Genomic DNA, 19,066 nt, shown 5'->3' with positions numbered 1-19,066 from the left:
AGGTCATTGGCCGGACGAACGTAGGTAACCTGAGTGAACGGAAGGTGAACTGGGGTGAGCCGCACGGTGTCCGGGTGAGGGGGTTAATCGTCCGGTGGGCGAGGCCCCCCTGCTTCGGTCATCGCGCGGCCCAGTCGCCGCAAGGTCAGTAGCCTCGGGCAAACTTTTTCAGCTGGCTCATGGACCCGTTGAAGAGATTTTGGTCACCCGGCAGGCTGCCGCTGCCGTTGTCGTACTGCCAGATGGTCCAGAACTGCCATCCGGCCGGCAGTGCCCCCGCGCTGGAGGAGTCGTAGCGCGCTATCCACAGTGCGTGGTTCGAGGCGAAGGCGCGGCTGCCGCCGGTGCAGTTGTTCCACCAGTGCGTGGTCGTGTAGATCACCGGGCGGCGCCCGGTCAGCCGCTTCACCTCGTTGCTGAAGGGCTGGATCCAGCTGACCATCTTCGCCTTGCTCAGTCCGTAGCACTTGTGCTTGCTGTACGGGTTGTACTCGATGTCGAGAGCTGGTGGCAGGGTCCAGCCGTCGGACCGCCAGCCGCCGCCGTTGCGCACGAAGTACGCGGCCTGCGTCTTGCCGGACGACTTGTTCGGCAGCGCGAAGTGGTAGGCGCCGCGGATCAGGCCCGCGTTGCGGGAGCCGTTGTACTGCTGGCCGAAGTAGGGGTTGCGGTAGGTGTGGGACTCGGTCGCCTTGACGTAGACGAACTTGGCGCCCTTGCTCTTCGAGCTCTGCCAGTTGACGTTCTTCTGGTGGGAAGAGACGTCATGGCCCTTGGGCTTGCCGGCCGCCGCGGCAGGTGTCTCGGCGAGCGCGGTTCCGCCGAGCGTGAGCGCTGCGACGGATATCGCGAGGAGGCGGGAGCGGTGACGGGACGGTTTGCGATCACGGGCCATATTTTCCCCCGGAATGGCGGCGTGCACGACAAATCAGCCAGAGGCTACGGGAAGATCGTTGAATCCTGATCGATCCCAGGCCAAGGTGGCGGGCGAAGGGTTATGTCCCGGTATGCACCCTGCCGGACGCCGCTCTTCCTCCCCTAAAGTGCCCCGGCCCGACGGCGACTTGATGCCGTGCCGCCGCCGCGCCTGGCAGGATCGCCGCATGGCTGAGGAGCGGCGGGACCAGCGGGGCGCGCGAGACGCGCGGGAGGGCGCACAGGAAATGGGGGAGTCGTGGGGCCGCAGTGCCCGCCCCGAGGAGGTGGATGCCTGGGATGCCCTCGTGGCGGCGGCCCGCCGGACCGTCTCCGACGGCCTGGTCGTCGGCACGTCAGGGAACGTCTCGGTGCGGGTCGACGACACCGTGCTGGTCACGCCGTCGGGAGTGCCGTACGACCGCCTGACGCCGGAGGATGTGACCGGGGTCGACCTGGACGGCAGGCAGGTGCTGGGCACCCTGGTGCCGACGAGTGAGCTGCCCATGCATCTCGCCGTCTACCGAGCCACGGACGCCGGCGCCGTCGTCCACACCCACGCGGTCCACGCGACGGCCGTCTCGACCCTGGTGCCCGAGCTCCCGCTGATCCACTACATGGCCGCAGCCCTCGGCGGCTCCGTCCGAGTTGCCCCCTATGCGACGTACGGCACCCAGGAGTTGGCCGAGAACATGCTCCAGGCCCTCACCGACCGCACCGCCTGCCTCCTCCAGAACCACGGCACGATGGCCCACGGCACGACCCTGGACCAGGCCTACGACCGCACGGCCCAGCTCGAGTGGATGTCCCGCCTGTGGCTCACGGCATCCTCGGTACCGGGCCTGTCCCCGACGCTCTTGTCGGAGGGGCAGCTGGGGGAGGTGGCGGAGCGGTTGCGGGGGTACGGGCAGCGGGGGTGACGGGTGCGGGTGCGGGTGCCCACGGCCGTTGCCCGATGCCGGTCCAGGTATTTCAGCCCGTCCGGCGTTTGAGGACGAGGCCGTTCAGGCCGAAGCGGGGGTCTGGGGGCGGCAGCCCCCAGAAGGGCACGCGCCGGCACGACGCACCTCCGCAAGCCCACGGCAGTGACCCCGCACCCCCGCAAGCCCACGGCAGTGACCCCGCACCCCCGCATAGCCCACGGCAGTGACCTCCCACTGGCCGCCACCCCCATCCACCCGGACACTGGATGGGTGCGCACTGTCAAAGCGACGGCCGCTGCCGTCACCGTGGCCCTGGCCGCCGGCGCCGCAAGCGTCGCCGCCGGGCGGTTCGCCAGTGGCGTCGCGCTGACGGCGCCCCCCGGCAGGCCACTGCCCACGGAACCCCGCCTCACCGTGCACGCCACGGCCGCCGGCCAGATCGCGCTCACCCGCGACCTGGCCTCCCTGCGCCCCGGCACCTACGGCCTCTCCGGCGACGGCTCGCACGCGGTCGTCGGCCCCGTCCTCGCCGCGGCGAAGCACTCCGCCGACACCGTCGTACGCCGCCTGGAGCGCGTCACCCACGGCACCCTGGAGCCCGGCGACAACGTCTGGCTCACCCCGAACGTGTACGTCGGCAACCCGAGCGCCGCCCTCGGCCTGGAGCACGCCGACGTCGACATCCCCGGCGAACTCGGCGCCCTGCCCGCCTGGTTCGTCCCCGGCGCGCGGGACACCTGGGTCATCGCGGTGCACGGCCTCGGCACCACCCGCGAACAGGCCATGAACGTCATGGAGTTCCTCAGCGGCCGCCACTTCCCGGTCCTCGCCCTCGCCTACCGGGGCGACCTCGGCGCGCCCCGCCCGCCCGACGGCCTGAACCACCTCGGCGAGACCGAGTGGCGCGACCTGGACGCCGCGATGCGCTACGCCGTGCGGTACGGCGCCAAGCAACTCGTCCTGCTCGGCTGGTCCACCGGCGCCACGATGGCGCTGCGCGCCGCCGCGCGCTCCGGGCTCCGCGACCGTGTCTCGGGCCTCGTCCTGGACTCCCCGGTCCTGAGCTGGGAGGCCACCCTGCGCGCCCTCGCGTCGGCCCGCCACACACCGAGCGCGCTGCTTCCGCTCGCGGTCCGCGCGGCACAGGGCCGCACCGGCCTGAACGCCGAGCGCGCCGACGGCGACGGCACCCGCGACGACCTCGCCGTGCCGACTCTGATCTTCCACGGGCCCGACGATCGGGTGGCCCCCTGGAGCCTCTCCCGCCGACTGGCCGACGCCCGCCCCAACCTGGTGGCCCTGCAGACCGTCGACCGCGCACCCCACGCGGCCATGTGGAACGCCGACCCCGAGTTCTACGAGGAGTCCCTGCGTCGCTTCCTGACACCGCTGATGTGACGCCGGTGGGACGCCCCGCGGCCCACCCTTCCCACACCGGTCCCGCAGATTCCATTTAACCCCGTACCAGTGGCCTGTATTAGGCCCCTTGCCGCTCGCAGGACCCCGTGCGTTGGCCATCCCGTCGCCCCTCGTGACATTCCGTTTGGGTTTTCGGACCGTCAACCGGAAGACTGCACCCGTGACGTCCCGTATCCCGCGCGACTCCAGGCTTCGACTCGTCCGCCCGCGACCCCTGGCCGCCGCCCCACGAGCTGTGAACCAACGGCGCCCCCGCCGCCCCGCGCCCCGCCCCCCGGAGGGCACACCGGCCCAGGCGGAGCTGGCCAGAATGGCTCGCTCCGGTCTGGCCGCCGCGGCCCGCGTCGCCCACTGGGCCGACACCGCGCTGCGCCCCGGCCGCGACAGCGCCAGCCCCGACGGCAAAGGCACCCTCTCCGAGGCAACGGCCGAACGCGCGGCCCGCGACCTCGGCCTGACCGTGACTCAGGTCCGCGCCGACTGGGACACCGCCCGCCTGGCCGGACTCGTCGAGGTGCACGGCGACAGCGCCCGCCCCGGCTGGCGCCTGCGCGCCTGGGACCGTGACGACAGCGCCGTGCTGCGCGGCTGGGTCGCCCTCTTCGACGCCTGGTCGCTCGCCCACCCGGAACCCGAGCAGCACGAGCACGGCGCCGTGGCCGACGTTGTCTCCGCCCTGCCCCAGGTGCTCTCCTTCCTTCAGCTGTCCGCCGGGCCCGTCCCGGTGGAGCAGCTCCTGGACCTGCTGGAGCAGCGCGTCACCGAGCTGCGCACCGAGAGGTGCGAGATCCCCTACGGGCCCCAGCCCCAGCCCGAGCCGGTCGCCGAAGCCGCGGCCGCCGAGGACACGCCCCTCGCCCCGCTGCTCGACTGGGCCCTGCACGCCCTCGCCTCCGTCGGCGCCCTCACCTACGGCGACGGCCAGGCCACGCTCACCCCGCTCGGCAGCTGGGCGGTCTGGGTCAAACTGGAGCAGATCTGCGTCGCCGCACAGAGCCCCGCCGGGAACATCGAGCAGTCCGCCGAAGCCATGCTCCGCGGCTGCGCCCAGCTCCGGCCGAACGCCGCCCGCGACGAATACCGCGCCTGGCTCGCCGCCCGCCCGGTGGGCAGCGCCGTCGCCGAACTCCTCGGCGCCGCCCGCGGCGACGACGCCCTCCTGCGCGGCCTCGCCTTCGAGGCGCTGCGCGTCGTGGGCGCCCCCGCCGAGCCCGACGTGCGTGCCGTCCTGGACCAGCCGACCCTGCGCCCGTACGCCCTGCTGTGGCTGGCCGAGCACGACGGCATCGACCCCGAGGACGCACACGAGGTGCTCACCCGGGACGAGGCCACCTGGCTGTGGGTCGACACCGCCGCCGCCGTCGCCGACCACGGCGAGGCCCCGATGCTGGTACGGCACCTGGAGTCCTCGGTGCAGCCGACCGTGCCCGCGCTCCTCGACGAGGTGCGCGCCGTCGGCCACCCCCGCACCGTGCAGGTCCTGGTGGCGCTCGCCGCCGCGCACCCCGACCCCGCCCTCGCCAAGGCCGTACGCCGCGCCGCCTTCCAGGTGCACACCGGGGGGAGCTGAGCCGGACCGGCGCTCAGCCCTTGATCTCGGGGGCGTAGGTGCCGAAGCTCCACACATTGCCCTCGATGTCCCGGGCCATGTAGTCCCGCGAGCCGTAGTCCTGGTCCGTCGGGGGCATCAGGATCTCCGCGCCCTGTTCCACGGCCCGCCGGTGGTGTGCGTCGACGTCGTCCACGACGACGTACACCCCGGTCGTGCCCGCCTCCTTCATCACCTTGTCGAAGGCGCTGCCGGTGCCCTTGGAACCGAGCATCACAGCGCCGTTGCCCTGCGCCAGCTCGGCGTGCGCCACCGAGCCGTCCTCGCCCTCGTACACGGCCAGCGCCGTGAACCCGAAGGCCTCCGTGAGCTGCTTGATCGCCGCCTGCGCGTCCGCGTACAGCAGCGTGGGGTAGATGCTCGGACGCCCACCGCTCGTGCCTGCCACACCGATCACTCCTTCGTGATCCATCGCCGTGATCCAGCTCCGTGGTCGCTGTCGACCGCCGGAAAACCGACCGCTGCCCAGTCTTGCAGCCACCACCGACAACGGCCCGCGAACCGAAGCGGCCAAGCGGGGGAAGGCCCGAGCCCCCTCGCCGTGTCCCGACGGCAGACACCGCCACCGGCCCCGGGCGTGGCTACGCTTCTGCGCCTGATCCGTGGGAAGCGGGCTCCGGAACGGCCGGACGAGACCTGGCCGATGAGACCGGGCCGATGAGACCAGGGGGTGTGGTGGCCACTCAGCCGGTCGAGGCGGCCGCAGGCAGCGAAGGGACCGCGGCTCCCGGTGTCACCGCCCCCAAGCCCACCGCGGCCACCCGCTCCCGCCTGCTGCCGGCGTTTCTCGCGCTCCTCCTCGCGCCCCCGCTCCTCGCGATCGCCCACCACGCCCGTCCAGCCCCCTACGGCGACCACCTCACCGTCCACGCGGTCCACGCGGCCGCCCACGCGCGCGTGCGCCCCGCCACCACCCCACGGCAGCCGCAGCCGCCACCGACGCCCCTCCGCACGCGCGGAGCGGCCATCGAGGCTCACCACCCCGTCACCGGCGCCCCCCTGTGGCGCTACGCCCGCGAAGGCCGCCGCCCCCTCACGTCGCTCCACACGCGCGGGGAGGCGATCACGCTCTGGGACGACGGCATGGTCACCGCCACCGACGGCCGCTCGGTGCGCTGGCACCGCGCCCTGCCCGCGGCCGACGAGTGGCTGCCGGACCACGGCAGCACCGGCGTCCTGCATGCCCTCGGCCGCGGCATGCTCGCCGTCGTCACTCCGCACCGCGTCGCCGCGTACCGCATCGCCGACGGCGACCTGCGCTGGGTGCTGCCCGCCCGCGAGGGCTGTGCCTTCCGGCCCGCACGTGCCGTACATCACGGCAAGACGCTGCTCCTCGCCCAGCCCTGCACCGGCGCGGACCGGACCGCGCAGGTCATCGCCGTGGACGACCTGGGGCAGATCACCCCGCACCGCCGGCCGCTCGGCAACGAATTCCGCGAGAGGGGCGCCGAGCCCCGGCCGAACACGTGAACCCAGAAAAAGTGGTTGCACCGCCCCGTTAGACTGGCCTCATGGCCATTCTCCTCGCGCATTAGACGGCGGGAACGTCCTCAGCCGCCCATCCCGCCACCCACCCTTGCCCTGGAGTCTGTCCGTGATCTCCGCCTCCGGTATCGAGCTGCGCGCCGGTGCGCGCATCCTCATCGAGTCCGCGACCTTCCGCGTCGCCAAGGGCGACCGCATCGGCCTCGTCGGCCGCAACGGCGCCGGCAAGACCACCCTCACCAAGTGCCTCGCCGGCGAGGGCATGCCCGCCGGCGGCACCATCACCCGCTCCGGCGAGGTCGGCTACCTCCCGCAGGACCCCCGCACCGGCGACCTCGACGTCCTCGCCCGCGACCGCATCCTCTCCGCGCGCGGCCTGGACGTCCTGATCCGCAAGATGCGCGACAACGAACAGCGCATCGCCAACGGCCAGGGCGCCACCCGCGAGAAGGCCCTCCGGCAGTACGAGCGCCAGGAGACGGAGTTCCTCACCAAGGGCGGGTACTCCGCCGAGGCCGAGGCCGCCACCATCGCCGCCGCGCTGAACCTGCCCGACCGGGTGCTCGGCCAGCCGCTGCACACCCTCTCCGGCGGTCAGCGCCGCCGTATCGAGCTCGCCCGCATCCTGTTCTCGGACGCGGACACCCTGCTGCTCGACGAGCCGACGAACCACCTCGACGCCGACTCGATCGTCTGGCTGCGCGACTACCTGAAGACGTACCGCGGCGGCTTCATCGTGATCTCCCACGACGTCGACCTGGTCGACACGGTCGTCAACAAGGTGTTCTACCTGGACGCCAACCGCGCCCAGATCGACATCTACAACATGGGCTGGAAGCTCTACCAGCAGCAGCGCGAGGCCGACGAGAAGCGCCGCAAGCGCGAGCGGCAGAACGCCGAGAAGAAGGCCGCCGCGTTGCACTCGCAGGCCGACAAGATGCGCGCCAAGGCGACCAAGACGGTCGCCGCGCAGAACATGGCCAAGCGGGCCGACAAGCTCCTCGCCGGCCTCGAAGCGGTGCGGATGCAGGACAAGGTCGCCAAGCTCCGCTTCCCCGAGCCCGCGCCCTGCGGCAAGACCCCGCTGACCGCGGAGGGCCTGTCGAAGTCGTACGGCTCCTTGGAGATCTTCACCGACGTCGACCTGGCCATCGACAAGGGGTCGAGGGTCGTCATCCTCGGTCTCAACGGTGCGGGAAAGACAACCCTGTTGAGGCTTCTCGCCGGTGTCGAGCAGCCGGACACCGGCGCCGTCATCCCCGGCCACGGCCTCAAGGTCGGCTACTACGCCCAGGAGCACGAGACCCTGGACGCCGACCGCACCGTCCTGGAGAACATGCGCTCGGCCGCCCCCGACATGGACCTCGTCGAGGTCCGCAAGGTGCTCGGCTCGTTCCTGTTCTCCGGCGACGACGTCGACAAGCCCGCCAGCGTCCTCTCCGGCGGCGAGAAGACCCGCCTCGCCCTCGCCACCCTCGTGGTGTCGTCGGCGAACGTCCTGCTCCTCGACGAGCCGACCAACAACCTCGACCCGGCCAGCCGCGAGGAGATCCTCGGTGCGCTGCGCACCTACAAGGGCGCGGTCGTGCTCGTCACCCACGACGAGGGCGCCGTCGAGGCGCTGCAGCCGGAGCGGATCATTCTGCTGCCGGACGGCGTCGAGGACCTGTGGGGCGCCGACTACGCGGATCTCGTCGCCCTGGCTTGATCGAATGCGTGATCAACGGCGTATGGATCATTCGGCCTATCGGTGATCCATCATCTGTGTGAGATCTCCTCGTACCGAGGTGTGTACTACATCGATTTTGCGGCCGAGTCCTTTATCGACAAGGGCTCGGCCGTCTCACGACGCTGACCTGGGAGTTCGTAAAAGAACCCGTTCGGCCGAGCGGACAGCATTCTCCGGAATCACGGATTCCGCATGTGGGGATGTGCTCCTGTCGTCACAACCATGTCTCACGGACCTTGCCGAATGGGTGGCCATGAAGCCCCGGAGGGGTGATCATGAGGAGACCAGAGCGCACTTCCCATGAGGAGGCACGGGTGGCCGAGACTCTGAAGAAGGGCAGCCGGGTAACCGGCGCCGCGCGCGACAAGCTCGCGGCAGACCTGAAGAAGAAGTACGACTCCGGTGCGAGCATTCGGGCACTGGCCGAGGAAACCGGCCGCTCGTATGGCTTCGTACACCGGATGCTCAGCGAGTCGGGCGTCACGCTTCGTGGGCGTGGCGGCGCGACGCGAGGCAAGAAGGCGGCCGGCTGACACCGGGCGGCCCATCGGCTTCGATGGTGGCCACCCGGTCGGTCGACTGATCGGCCGGGTGGTTACTGTGCAGTCACTTAGGGGGTGCCCTTCCGGGCATCCCATGATGACCGCACTCATCGGAGGCGCCCCATGGCTTCGCCCGACCAGGACCACGCTCCCCTGCTCGACAAGAACGGCGTACGGCTCACCGTCGACGGCGCGATCGCCACGGTGACGCTGTCGAACCCGACCAAGCGCAACGCGCAGAGCCCCGCCATGTGGCGGACGCTCGCCGAGGCCGGGCGGGCCGTGCCGGGCAGCGTGCGGGTCGTCGTGCTGCGCGGTGAGGGCAAGTCCTTCTCCGCCGGGCTCGACCGGCAGATGTTCACGCCCGACGGGATCGAGGGTGAGCCCTCGTTCATCGAACTCGCGCGCAGCAGCGACGGTGAACTCGACGCTGCCATCGCCGAGTTCCAGGAGGGCTTCACCTGGTGGCGGCGTAACGACGTCGTGTCCATCGCCGCCGTACAGGGGCATGCCATCGGGGCGGGCTTCCAGCTCGCGCTCGCCTGTGACGTGCGCGTCGTCGCGGACGACGTGCAGTTCGCCATGCGTGAGACCAGCCTCGGGCTGGTGCCGGACCTGACGGGTACGCACCCGCTGGTCGGGCTGGTCGGATACGGCCGTGCGCTGGAGATCTGCGTGACGGGCCGCTTCGTGCTGGCCGAGGAGGCCGTCAGCAGCGGGCTGGCCAACCTCGCCGTGCCCGCGGACCAACTCGACGATGCCGTACGGGATCTGGCGGCGGCGATCGTCGCCGCGCCGCGGGATGCCGTGATCGAGACCAAGGCGCTGCTTCGTGGCGCCGTGGACCGGACCTACGACGAGCAGCGCGGTGCCGAGCGGGCCGCGCAGGCGCGCCGGCTGCGGGACCTGGCCGGCCTCGGCGACTGAGTCATGCGCCGATCAGCCATGCGCTGATCAACTGACGGCTGTGATCAGCACCGCCACCGTCGGGCGATCCGCCAGCGCCTCTCTCACCCACTCGCGGACCTCCCGGGCCACCTCCACCGCCCGGCGGTCCGAGCGCACGGCAATCTCCACGCGTACGTGCCGGCGCGGCAGGGCGGCCTCGCCCTGCCGTTCCTCGATGTGCACCGCACGGTTCAATCCGCCCAGGGCGCCCGTCAGTTGGATCACCCCCGGGACCGCCAGGGCCGCGGCGGCGACGCGCTCCTCGTCGGGGCCCCCGAGCTTCGCGGCCCGCGTCGGTTCCGGCTGGTGCACGGGAGCGGGTTCGGCGTCCTCGTCGAGCAGGGCCGTCACGCGCAGATCCACTTCCGTCACCGTGAGGCCGAGACGCTCCGTGGCTGCGGTGGCCAGCAGTCCGCGCAGCCGGTCCGCCGTCGTGGGCAGAGCCTCGGCCGCCGTCGCCGCGAAGTCCGCCGTCACCCGCAAGGGGCCCGGTGGCAGCGCGCTCGGCGGCGGCGGTACGGCCGCCTCCTGCGTGTCCTCCGGGTCGGTGAGCCCGATCCGGAGCGCGTCCAGCCGTACCCCGCGCATGTCCTCGGTGGCGCGCCGTAGCGCCGCCTCAGCCGCCCTCTCGGAGATCCACGCGCCATCGCGCGCGCTGCCGAGGGGCAGCAGCCTGCCGAGCCCCAGCTGCTGTCGGACCGCCTGTGTCCACCCGTCCGCCGTTGTCATTCCTCCAGCCTGCCGCATCCCTGGGGCGGGATCGTGTAACCGTGCTTACGGTGGTCAAGGGACGACGACCGAAAAGGACGAACGGCCATGAGCGAGACGACGGAGCAGAACCGGCCGGCGGAGGGCGAGGCCCTCAGCACCCGCAAGAGCCAGGTGACCAGGCGCGGTGGGGGAGAACCCGGTGCCCGCGGCCGGACCACCATCGCCGACGGTGTCGTGGAGAAGATCGCCGGGATGGCCGCACGCGATGTGGACGGTGTGCACGCCATGGGCAGCGGTATCTCGCGGACCTTCGGGGCCGTGCGCGACCGGGTGCCGGGCGGCACGACGAAGTCGGTGTCGCGTGGGGTGAAGGTCGAGGTCGGCGAGGTACAGACCGCGCTCGACCTGGAGATCGTCGTCGAGTACGGCGTGTCGATCTCCGACGTGGCGCGGGACGTGCGCGAGAACGTGATCAACGCCGTCGAGCGGATGACCGGCCTCGAAGTCGTCGAGGTCAACATCGCGGTGAGCGATGTGAAGCTTCCGGAGGAAGAGGAAGAGGAAGAGGAAGAGGAGCGCCGGATCCAGTGAGGTGCCGACGACCCGACAACGCAGTGGCCGGGGAACTGCTGAGGAACTGAGGAGCGCAGCATGAGCATGGCCGTGGTCGGCATGATCGCCGGCATGGCACTGGGCTTCGCCGGGTATTTCGGCGGGTTCGGCGCCTTCCTGCTGGTGGCGGCTCTGGGCGCCGTCGGCTTCGTCGTCGGGCGCTTCTCGGAGGGGGAGTACGAGCTCGGTGACTTCTTCCGGCGTCGTGACGAACGGCGGCGGTGACGCCGGTGAGCACGGGGGCCGGTGAAGTCGGCAGACCTCTTGCCACCGTCCGTCCGGGCGGACGCGGGGCCACCAGGATCGCCGACCGGGTCGTGGCGAAGGTCGCCTCCCAGGCTGCCCGCGAGGCCGTGGGGGACCTCGCCAAGGACGCCGCCAGGCCGCATGCCAACGTCGTCGTGCACCACGAGACCGCGCGGGTCCTCGTCCACCTGGAACTCGACTACCCCACGGACATCGGCTCCCGGTGCGCGACCGTGCGTCGGCACGTCGTCGAGCGGGTAGGCGCGTTGGTGGGCATGGAGGTGCCGGAGGTCGCCGTGCACGTGGAGCGGCTGCACCCGGCGCCCGGAACGGGCGCTGCACAGGGGAGGACGCGATGAGCGAGTCCCAGGGTTCCGAGGGCACCACACAGAGACTGCCGGTCATCGAGAAGGAGGCCGGACCCGCCACCCTCGACCAGTCGGCGTCGGCGGCGGCCTACGACCCCCCGCCGCCGGTCGACGACAAGGGCCGCGGCCGGCGTCGCTTCTGGTCGGCGCGTCGCATCCCGGCGGCGATCACGGCGCTCGTGCTCCTGTTCGTCGCGGGCATGTTCCTCTACGACATCGTCTCGGTGCGCGCCGGCCGGTCCGCGATGCGCTGGCGTCGGGAACTGGCCCAGCAACTCGCCGAGCGTCCCCTCGACGACATCTGGGTGCTCGTCGGCGCGGGCGTCGCCGCCGTGCTCGGCCTCTGGCTGCTCGTCCTGGCCGCCACGCCGGGCCTGCGGTCCGTACTGCCGATGCGGCGCACCCACCCCGACGTCCGCGCCGGACTCCACCGCGACCTCGCCGCCCTGGTCCTGCGCGACCGGGCCATGGAGGTCTCCGGGGTCCAGTCGGTACGGGTACGAGTGCGCAGGTCCCGGGCCGACGTCCGCGCCATGTCGCACTTCCGTGAACTGGACGACGTACGCGCCGACCTGGACGCCACGCTCGCCGACGCGATCAGGGGCCTCGGGCTGGCCCGCCCGCCGTCGCTGTCGGTGCATGTACGGCGGCCGGGACGGAAGGGGTGAGGGCCGTGCTCAGGATGGTCAACCGGGTACTGATCGGGCTCGTCGGGCTGGTGCTGCTCGTGATCGGCGGGTCCGTTCTGGCAGTCGGGCTCGGGCTGGATCCCCCGCCCTGGTGGATCCACGACAGTCGGCACGACGTCCTGCTCAGCGACGCCGAACGCACGCGTTGGCGGGACGACGGCTGGTGGTGGCCTGTGGTGATCGCCGTGCTGGCCGTCCTGCTGCTGCTCGCCCTGTGGTGGCTGACCTCGGTCCTGCGCCGGCACCGCCTCGCCGAGGTCCTGGTCGACACCGGCGACGGCGAGGGCGCACTGCTGCGGGGCCGGGCCCTGGAGAACGTCCTCGCCGGCGAGGCGACGGGGCAGGAGGGCGTCCAGCGGGCCCGCGTCCAGCTGACGGGCAGGCGCACAGCCCCCGAGGCCCGGGTGCGCCTCCGCCTTGAACCGCACGTGGATCCGGGGACCGCCTTGAACGACCTCACCACCCAGGCGCTGGACCACGCCCGCAATTCGGCGGGCCTCGCGTCACTGCCGGCGGAGGTCCGCCTGCGGGGCGTCAAGCACGGTGCGGAAAGGGTGAGTTAGAACCCGTGCCGCATTCCGCCGTCCACCGGCAGCATGATCCCCGTCAGGTAGGACGCGGCCGGAGACAGCAGAAAGGCCGCAGCACGCCCGAACTCGTCCGGGGTTCCGTACCGCCGCAGCGGAATCCGCGACTCGTTGGCGGCCCGAGTGGCCTCCGGGTCGGCCGACAGGCCGTCCAGCTCGCGCACGCGGTCCGTGTCGATCCGTGACGGCAGCAGTCCCACGACCCGAATTCCCCGCGGCCCCAACTCGTCCGCAAGAGACTTGGCGAACCCGGCGAGCCCCGGCCGCAGCCCGTTCGAAATGGTCAGCCCCGGCAGCGGCTCGTGCACCGAGGCCGACAGCACGAACCCGATGACGCCGCCCTCGTCGAGTTCCGCCGCCGCCGTCCTGGCCAGCCGCACCGCCCCGAGGAACACCGACTCGAACGCGGCCTGCCACTGCTCGTCCGTGTTGTCCGCGACGAACCCGGCCGGCGGCCCGCCCACGCTGATGAGGACGCCGTCGAACCCGCCGAAGGCATCCCGCGCGGCAGCGATCAGACGTGCCGCGGCATCCGCTTCGGCGTTGTCCACGGCGACCCCGACGGCGTTCGGCCCCAGTTCGGCCGCCGCGGCGGCGACCCGCTCCTCGTCCCTGCCGGTCACGACGACCTTCGCCCCGTCGGCCACCAGCTCACGCGCCGCCGCGTTGCCCAGCCCGCGCGTGGCTCCCGTGACGACGTACACCCGGTCCTTCAGTCCAAGATCCATGGTCCCTATCCTGCCCCGTCGTCCCCGAACAGGGCGAGGGCGGTGTTCACCAGGCCGATGTGGCTGAAGGCCTGCGGGAAGTTGCCGAGCTGGCGGCCGGCCACAGGGTCGTACTCCTCGGCCAGCAGGCCCACGTCGTTGGCGAGCCCGACGAGCCGGTCGAACAGCTCGCGTGCCTCCTGCGTACGACCGGTCATGTGCAGCGCCTCCGCCAGCCAGAAGGAGCAGGCCAGGAAGGTGCCCTCGCCGCCGGGCAGCCCGTCGACGGCGGTCCCGTCGGTGCTGTAGCGGCGCAGGAAGCCCTGATGGCTGAGCTCTGAGCGGATCGCGTCGATGGTGCCGGCGACGCGCGGGTCGTCGGGCGGCAGGAAGCCCACGCGCGGGATCAGCAGCAGCGCGGCGTCGAGTTCGGCGGAGCCGTAGGACTGCGTGAAGGTGTTCCGCTCGGCGTCGTAGCCCTTCTCGCACACCTCGCGGTGCACCTCGTCGCGAAACTCGCGCCAGCCGTCGAGGTCGCCGTCCAGCTTCGGGTTCTTCTCCAGGCTGCGCACCGCCCGGTCCGCCGCCACCCACACCATCACCTTCGAGTGCACGAAGTGCCGACGGCCGCCGCGCACTTCCCACAGCCCCTCGTCGGGCTGCCGCCACGCCGCGCGCAGCCATTCGACGAGGGCGGCCTGAATCGCCCAGATGTGCGGCTTGGCGGACAGTCCCGCCTCCCGGGCCAGGGCCAGCGTGTCCATCACCTCGCCGTACACGTCCAACTGGAGCTGGTTCACGGCCTCGTTGCCGACCCGTACGGGGGTGGAGCCGGCGAAGCCGGACAGCCACGGCACCTCGAACTCGGGCAGCCGTCGCTCGCCCGCCAGGCCGTACATGATCTGCAGGTCGGCCGGGTTGCCGGCGACCGCGCGCAGCAGCCAGTCGCGCCAGGCCTCCGCTGCTTCCCGGTAGCCCGCCGACAGGCCCACGTTCAGGGTGAGGGTGGAGTCGCGCAGCCAGCAGTGGCGGTAGTCCCAGTTGCGGACGCCGCCGATCTCCTCGGGGAGCGAGGTGGTGGGGGCGGCGACGATGCCGCCGGTCGGCCGGTAGGTGAGGGCCTTGAGAGTGATCAGGGAGCGCACGACGGCGTCGCGGTACGGCCCGTCATAACGGCAGTGCCCCACCCACTTCCGCCAGTCCCGCACGCTGCTGTGCAACGCCTCGTACGGGTCGACGAGCGGCGGGCGCGGCTCGTGCGAGGGGTGCCAGGTGAGGACGAACGCGACCTTCTCGCCCTTCTCGACCGTGAACTCCGAGTGCGTACCGAAGTTCCTGCCCCAGGTGCGCACCTCGGGTTCGCTGCGCAGCCACGCCGAGTCCGGGCCGGCGACGGCCACCCGGTGCCCGTCGGACTCGCGCACCCAGGGGACGATCGAGCCGTAGTCGAAGCGCAGCCGCAGGGTGCTGCGTACGGTGACGCGGCCGCTGAGGCCCTCCACGATGCGTACGAGGTCGGGCGCGCGGTCGCGTTGGGGCATCAGGTCCGTGACGCGGATCGCGCCCTCGTCGGTCTCCCACTCCGTGTCCAGCACCAGAGTGTCCCGGCGGTAGGCGCGGCGTGTGCAGGTGCCCTTGGCGTGCTTGGGGGCGATGCGCCAGTGGCCGTTGTCCTTGTCGCCGAGGAGCCTGGCGAAGCAGGCACCCGAGTCGAAGCGGGGCAGGCACAGCCAGTCGACGGAACCGTCCCTGCCGACCAGGGCGGCCGTCTGTTCGTCGCCGATGAGGGCGTAGTCCTCGATACGCTGGGGCACGCAAGTGCGGGTTCCCCAAGGGCCGATGGGCCAATCAGGGGTGGGGCCGCGGGAGTGATCCGGCTGCCGGGGAGCCGGTGCCCGAGAAGATCACGCCCGGATCGGCCGGGGTCTGATTGAGCACCCACAGCCCGATCAGGGCGGCCAAAGCGAACACGACCGCGATCAGAACGGTGAGGACGAGCCGCCGCCTGCGTTCCCGGCGCAGCCACTCGCCGCGAGCGGTGCGGTAGGCGTCGGGCGCCGCCTGCACCCCGTCGGCGAGGGCGGACAGGGCCTCGCGCAGCTCCCGCTCCGTGCGGTCCGGACCGGTGCCGCGCGCCGGAGTCGCGCCTCGATGCGTCATCGCCGGGCCTCCATCGCCTGGGTCAGGGCGGCGAGGCCGCGCGCCGTATGGGTTTTGACGGATCCGCGCGAGATCCCCATCGCCGAGGCGATCTCGCTCTCCTTCAGCCCGAGCCAGTGTCGCAGCACCAGCGCCTCGCGCTGCCGGGCCGGCAACTGCTGGAGCGCGTCGATCAGCACCCGCTGGTCGTCATGCAGGAGCGTGGCGCGATGAAGGCCTTCTGGTACCACTTCGCGATCATGTTCGAGGTGCTGTTCATCCTGACCCCGGTCGACGCCGGCACCCGCGTCGGGCGCTTCATGCTCCAGGACATGCTCGGCAACGTCTGGAAGCCGATCGGCCGGGTCAACTGGAAGCCCGGCATCTGGCTGTGCAGCGGCCTCGTCGTGGCGGCCTGGGGCTACTTCCTCTACACCGGCGCCACCGACCCGCTCGGCGGGATCAACCAGCTCTTCCCGCTCTTCGGCACCGCCAACCAGCTCTTCGCCGCCCTGGCGCTGACGATCTGCACCACAGTCCTGATCAAGTCCGGCCGACCGCGCTGGGCCTGGGTGACGGGCGTCCCCCTCGCCTGGGTCGTCGCGATCACCTTCACCGCGGGCTGGCAGAAGATCGTCTCCGACCACCCCAAGATCGGCTTCTTCGCCCAGCGCACCAGGTACGCCGACGGCATCGCCTCCGGCCAGGTCCTGCCCCCCCCGCCAAGACCCTCGACGACATGCACATCGTGGTCACCAACTCCACGGTCGAGGGCGTACTGATCGCCCTGTTCCCGCTCCTCGTCGCGATCGTGACCGTCAACGCGGCAGCGGTCTGCGTCCGAGCGATCCGCACGCCGGGCACCCTGCCGACCACGGAGGCCCCGTACGTCGAGTCCCGCCTCGACGTGCCCGAGCAGACGGGCGAGCCTCTCGTGGGGGCCCGGTCGTGAGGGCGGCACGCTGGGCGAGGGCGGTGCGCTGGTACGTGAGGGAGCTGACGGAGGCGATGAGCCGACAGCACCGGGAGGACCACAGACAGGGACGCTGCTGCTGACGCGGGCTCAGTGGACGCCCTCAAGGGGCGCGGGGCCGTATCGATGTGCGGCTCCGCCGCGTGGGCGCGACCAGCCGCATGCGACCCGCACCCGCCCGACAGCCTGACCCGGCCACGGCGGGTGGGCGTAAAGCCCCCCGCCTACGCCGGGTACTACGCACCCACCGGCTCGGCCTCGGTCGCCTTCTCCGTCTCCGCGGCCCGCCGCTCACGGGCCTCCCGACGAGCCAGCACCAGCCACCCGACAGGCACCCCGGCAGCAAACAGCCACCACTGCAGGGCATACGCGTAGTTCAGCGGAGCGTTCTCGTTACCCGGCTTACCGATCAGCTCCGGTGCGTCCCCCGCCGGCTCGGGAGCCGTCTGCACGACGTACCCCCCGAGCACCGACGCGTCGAGACGCCGAGCCTCCTGCTCGCTGCTGATCAGCATGACCTGCCGGTCGGGAAGCCCCTTGAGGTTCTTGATCCCGCTGGCCTCGGTCGTCTCGTCGGGCATCAGCCGCCCGGTCACGGTGACACGGCCGCTCGGCGGCGCGGGGACCTTGGGGAACGCCGTCTGGCTGGGCCCGTCGGCGGGGATCCAGCCGCGGTTGATGAGCAGCACCTTGCCGTCCGCCAGGACGAACGGCGTGAGGACGTGGAAGCCGACCTCTTCGTCGGAGTTGACGCGCCGCCTGACCACGACCTCCCGGTCGGTGTCGAAGTGGCCCTGCGCGGTCACCGTGCGGTACCGCTCGTTGGAGGTCACCTTGTGCCCCGGAGAGGTCAGCTTCTCCACGGGCAGCGGCTTGGCGCCCAGGGCGTCGGCGACCAGCTGATTCCGGGCGCTGCGCTCCTCGTAGCGGTGCATCTGCCAGATGCCCAGCCTGATCATCGTGGGGATGAGCAGCAGGGCGACCAGCGTGAGGATCACCCACTGCCGGGACAACAGGAAGCGGTACACCCCACGACCGTACAACTCGGTCGTGGGGTGCGTTCAGGCGGGTACCGGGTCACACCTTGTCGACGATCCCCGCCTTTCCTTCCGCGCGGGCGCAGTGGGCGCCGCAGTACCAGTGACCCTCGACCTCGACGCCCTGCCCGATGACCTGCACACGGCAGTGCTCACAGATGGGTGCCATGCGGTGGATCGCACAGGAGAAGCAGTCGAAGACGTGCACCGCGCCCTGCGCGTGCACCTCGAAGGTCATGCCGTAGTCGTTTCCGCACACTTCACATGTCGCCATGCGCCACAGGGTGAGCCGTCCCCGCGGCCCGGGCGAGGGGGCTCCGGGCGAGTCGCGCGGCAATCACCCGTCCGTACGGTCACCGCTCCGACGCCGGTTCCACGTCCCGCAGGAGTTGTCCGAACGCCGCCTCGTCGATCACCGGCGTGCCGTACTGGCGGGCCTTGACGACCTTGGACGTGCCCGCGTCCGGGTCGTTCGTGACGAGCAGGCTGGTCAGCCGGGACAGGCTCGTCGACACATGCAGCCCGGCCTCGATCGCACGGTCCTCCAGCAGGTCGCGCTCGACGGACGTGTCTCCGGAGAAGGCGACCCGCATGCCCTGCTTGAGCCGTTTGCCGTCCTCGTAGCGACCTGGGTTGGGGTAGGGGCAGGCCGGCCTCTTGCGGGACGGTCGCCAAGTGGTCGGCTGATAACTGCTGTAGCCGCTGCTGCCGCCGTAGCCGCCCTGGGAGCCCGCCTGCTGACCGATCCGCGGGGCCGCCGTCGCGGTGTCCCGCCACTCGGTCAGCGGCAGGCACTCCTGCAGCGGCAGCCGCACACTGCCCGCCGCTGCGGCCCGCAGGCTCGGCCGGAACGCCTCCGCCAGCACGCGCGCGTCGTCCAGCGCGTGGTGCGCCCGCTGCTGCACGACGCCGAAGTGCGCGGCCAGCGACTCCAGCTTGTGGTTGGGCAGCGGCAGGGCCAGCTCCTTCGACAGCGCGATGGTGCACAGCCGCTGCTGCACCGGGGCCCGGCGCTCCGCGCGCGCGTACTCCCGCGCGATCATCTGCCAGTCGAAGACGGCGTTGTGCGCGACGAGGACCCGGCCGTCCAGCCGCGCCGAGAACTCCTCGGCGATGTCCGTGAAGAGGGGAGCGCCCTCCAGTGCCTCGCTCGTCAGACCGTGGATCCAGACCGGGCCCGGGTCGCGCTCCGGGTTGACCAGCGTGTACCAGTGGTCCTCGACCTCGCCGCGCGCGTCCAGCCGGTACACCGCCGCGGAGATTATCCGGTCGTGCCGGGCCAGGCCGGTGGTCTCCACGTCAACGACCGCGTATCCCTGGGGGTACGCGGTCGGCCATGCTGTGGGGGAGGGCGCTGCCGTCGCAGGGTCTTCGAGCATGGTCACTGAGGATACGGGCCCGGACTGACACTCCTGCCCGTCAGGTGG

At 71.6% G+C, this 19,066-nt stretch carries 21 protein-coding genes and 2 pseudogenes; 13 read left to right on the top strand and 10 right to left on the bottom strand.

Going from position 1 to position 19,066, the window contains the following annotated elements; translation table 11 throughout:
* Window positions 1-145 precede the first annotated feature (145 nt).
* Window positions 146-895, bottom strand: coding sequence for a lysozyme (locus AB5J55_RS09330; RefSeq protein ID WP_369270190.1), 750 nt, complete (start codon window positions 893-895; stop codon window positions 146-148).
* Window positions 896-1,103: 208 nt separating this feature from the next.
* On the opposite strand from AB5J55_RS09330, the gene AB5J55_RS09325 reads away from it, so the two are divergent.
* The 3 genes from AB5J55_RS09325 to AB5J55_RS09315 all read left to right on the top strand — a co-directional run bounded on the left by AB5J55_RS09325 (window position 1,104) and on the right by AB5J55_RS09315 (window position 4,827).
* The gene (locus AB5J55_RS09325; RefSeq protein ID WP_369270189.1) at window positions 1,104-1,835 is read left to right on the top strand and encodes a class II aldolase/adducin family protein; all 732 of its coding nucleotides are present in this window, start codon (window positions 1,104-1,106) and stop codon (window positions 1,833-1,835) included.
* 273 nt (window positions 1,836-2,108) lie between these two features.
* A complete protein-coding gene (locus AB5J55_RS09320; protein WP_369270188.1) occupies window positions 2,109-3,236 on the top strand; it encodes an alpha/beta hydrolase in 1,128 nt (375 codons plus the stop codon).
* A 181-nt stretch (window positions 3,237-3,417) separates the two neighbouring features.
* Window positions 3,418-4,827 carry a hypothetical protein gene (locus tag AB5J55_RS09315; protein ID WP_369270187.1) on the top strand — a complete coding sequence of 470 codons (1,410 nt, stop codon included), beginning with the start codon at window positions 3,418-3,420 and terminating at the stop codon, window positions 4,825-4,827.
* Window positions 4,828-4,840: 13 nt separating this feature from the next.
* On the opposite strand, the gene AB5J55_RS09310 is transcribed toward AB5J55_RS09315, so the two are convergent.
* A complete protein-coding gene (locus AB5J55_RS09310) occupies window positions 4,841-5,278 on the bottom strand; it encodes a VOC family protein (RefSeq protein ID WP_369270186.1) in 438 nt (145 codons plus the stop codon).
* 263 nt (window positions 5,279-5,541) lie between these two features.
* Between AB5J55_RS09310 and AB5J55_RS09305 the strand changes: the two genes are divergently transcribed.
* The 4 genes from AB5J55_RS09305 to AB5J55_RS09290 all read left to right on the top strand — a co-directional run bounded on the left by AB5J55_RS09305 (window position 5,542) and on the right by AB5J55_RS09290 (window position 9,549).
* Complete coding sequence (locus AB5J55_RS09305) at window positions 5,542-6,336, top strand: hypothetical protein (protein ID WP_369270185.1); 795 nt, start codon at window positions 5,542-5,544, stop codon at window positions 6,334-6,336.
* Between the two features lie 124 nt (window positions 6,337-6,460).
* Window positions 6,461-8,059: an ABC-F family ATP-binding cassette domain-containing protein gene (locus AB5J55_RS09300; RefSeq protein WP_369270184.1), complete on the top strand. Its 1,599-nt coding sequence runs from the start codon at window positions 6,461-6,463 to the stop codon at window positions 8,057-8,059.
* Between the two features lie 335 nt (window positions 8,060-8,394).
* Window positions 8,395-8,613, top strand: a complete 219-nt coding sequence (locus tag AB5J55_RS09295) for a helix-turn-helix domain-containing protein (protein WP_019758351.1) — start codon at window positions 8,395-8,397, stop codon at window positions 8,611-8,613.
* Window positions 8,614-8,745: 132 nt separating this feature from the next.
* Entirely contained in the window at window positions 8,746-9,549 is an 804-nt protein-coding gene (locus AB5J55_RS09290; protein WP_369270183.1) for an enoyl-CoA hydratase/isomerase family protein, read from the top strand.
* Between the two features lie 27 nt (window positions 9,550-9,576).
* On the opposite strand, the gene AB5J55_RS09285 is transcribed toward AB5J55_RS09290, so the two are convergent.
* The gene (locus AB5J55_RS09285; RefSeq protein WP_369270182.1) at window positions 9,577-10,299 is read right to left on the bottom strand and encodes a nucleopolyhedrovirus P10 family protein; all 723 of its coding nucleotides are present in this window, start codon (window positions 10,297-10,299) and stop codon (window positions 9,577-9,579) included.
* Between the two features lie 87 nt (window positions 10,300-10,386).
* On the opposite strand from AB5J55_RS09285, the gene AB5J55_RS09280 reads away from it, so the two are divergent.
* Genes AB5J55_RS09280 through amaP form a run of 5 tightly spaced genes read left to right on the top strand, consistent with a single transcriptional unit; the run spans window position 10,387 to window position 12,759 of the window.
* Window positions 10,387-10,872, top strand: coding sequence for an Asp23/Gls24 family envelope stress response protein (locus tag AB5J55_RS09280; RefSeq protein ID WP_369270181.1), 486 nt, complete (start codon window positions 10,387-10,389; stop codon window positions 10,870-10,872).
* Window positions 10,873-10,932: 60 nt separating this feature from the next.
* Window positions 10,933-11,118: a hypothetical protein gene (locus AB5J55_RS09275; RefSeq protein WP_362378616.1), complete on the top strand. Its 186-nt coding sequence runs from the start codon at window positions 10,933-10,935 to the stop codon at window positions 11,116-11,118.
* On the top strand, window positions 11,115-11,498 hold the full coding sequence (locus AB5J55_RS09270) for an Asp23/Gls24 family envelope stress response protein (protein WP_369270180.1): 384 nt from the start codon (window positions 11,115-11,117) through the stop codon (window positions 11,496-11,498). Before AB5J55_RS09275 ends, AB5J55_RS09270 begins: the two co-directional genes overlap by 4 nt.
* A complete protein-coding gene (locus AB5J55_RS09265; RefSeq protein ID WP_369270179.1) occupies window positions 11,495-12,175 on the top strand; it encodes a DUF6286 domain-containing protein in 681 nt (226 codons plus the stop codon). The genes AB5J55_RS09270 and AB5J55_RS09265 overlap by 4 nt, the downstream gene beginning before the upstream one ends.
* Complete coding sequence (amaP, locus tag AB5J55_RS09260) at window positions 12,172-12,759, top strand: alkaline shock response membrane anchor protein AmaP (RefSeq protein ID WP_369270178.1); 588 nt, start codon at window positions 12,172-12,174, stop codon at window positions 12,757-12,759. Before AB5J55_RS09265 ends, amaP begins: the two co-directional genes overlap by 4 nt.
* On the opposite strand, the gene AB5J55_RS09255 is transcribed toward amaP, so the two are convergent.
* The 4 genes and pseudogenes from AB5J55_RS09255 to AB5J55_RS09240 all read right to left on the bottom strand — a co-directional run.
* Window positions 12,756-13,511, bottom strand: coding sequence for an SDR family oxidoreductase (locus AB5J55_RS09255; protein ID WP_369270177.1), 756 nt, complete (start codon window positions 13,509-13,511; stop codon window positions 12,756-12,758). The two genes, amaP and AB5J55_RS09255, sit on opposite strands and share 4 nt — an antisense overlap.
* 5 nt (window positions 13,512-13,516) lie before the next feature.
* Window positions 13,517-15,304 carry a glycoside hydrolase family 15 protein gene (locus AB5J55_RS09250; RefSeq protein WP_369270176.1) on the bottom strand — a complete coding sequence of 596 codons (1,788 nt, stop codon included), beginning with the start codon at window positions 15,302-15,304 and terminating at the stop codon, window positions 13,517-13,519.
* Window positions 15,305-15,338: 34 nt separating this feature from the next.
* The gene (locus AB5J55_RS09245; RefSeq protein WP_369270175.1) at window positions 15,339-15,650 is read right to left on the bottom strand and encodes a hypothetical protein; all 312 of its coding nucleotides are present in this window, start codon (window positions 15,648-15,650) and stop codon (window positions 15,339-15,341) included.
* Window positions 15,647-15,850: pseudogene (locus tag AB5J55_RS09240) on the bottom strand (sigma-70 family RNA polymerase sigma factor); the annotation flags it as partial. The pseudogene AB5J55_RS09240 and the gene AB5J55_RS09245, both read right to left, overlap by 4 nt.
* 6 nt (window positions 15,851-15,856) lie before the next feature.
* Between AB5J55_RS09240 and AB5J55_RS09235 the strand changes: the two are divergent.
* Window positions 15,857-16,581 (top strand): annotated as a pseudogene (locus AB5J55_RS09235) (carbon starvation CstA 5TM domain-containing protein); the annotation flags it as partial.
* 257 nt (window positions 16,582-16,838) lie between these two features.
* Here the strand turns inward: AB5J55_RS09235 and AB5J55_RS09230 are convergent.
* The 3 genes from AB5J55_RS09230 to AB5J55_RS09220 all read right to left on the bottom strand — a co-directional run bounded on the left by AB5J55_RS09230 (window position 16,839) and on the right by AB5J55_RS09220 (window position 19,018).
* Entirely contained in the window at window positions 16,839-17,630 is a 792-nt protein-coding gene (locus AB5J55_RS09230; RefSeq protein ID WP_369270174.1) for an SURF1 family protein, read from the bottom strand.
* Window positions 17,631-17,679: 49 nt separating this feature from the next.
* The gene (locus tag AB5J55_RS09225) at window positions 17,680-17,913 is read right to left on the bottom strand and encodes a hypothetical protein (protein WP_369270173.1); all 234 of its coding nucleotides are present in this window, start codon (window positions 17,911-17,913) and stop codon (window positions 17,680-17,682) included.
* 79 nt (window positions 17,914-17,992) lie between these two features.
* On the bottom strand, window positions 17,993-19,018 hold the full coding sequence (locus tag AB5J55_RS09220) for a DEDDh family exonuclease (protein ID WP_369270172.1): 1,026 nt from the start codon (window positions 19,016-19,018) through the stop codon (window positions 17,993-17,995).
* Between the last annotated feature and the right edge of the window lie 48 nt (window positions 19,019-19,066).

Origin of the sequence: Streptomyces sp. R11, assembly GCF_041051905.1 — a bacterium.
In the GTDB taxonomy this organism is placed as follows: Bacteria; Actinomycetota; Actinomycetes; order Streptomycetales; family Streptomycetaceae; genus Streptomyces.
The sequence above is the reverse complement of the archived record's forward strand: the minus strand, read 5'-3'. Positions and strand labels throughout refer to the sequence as shown.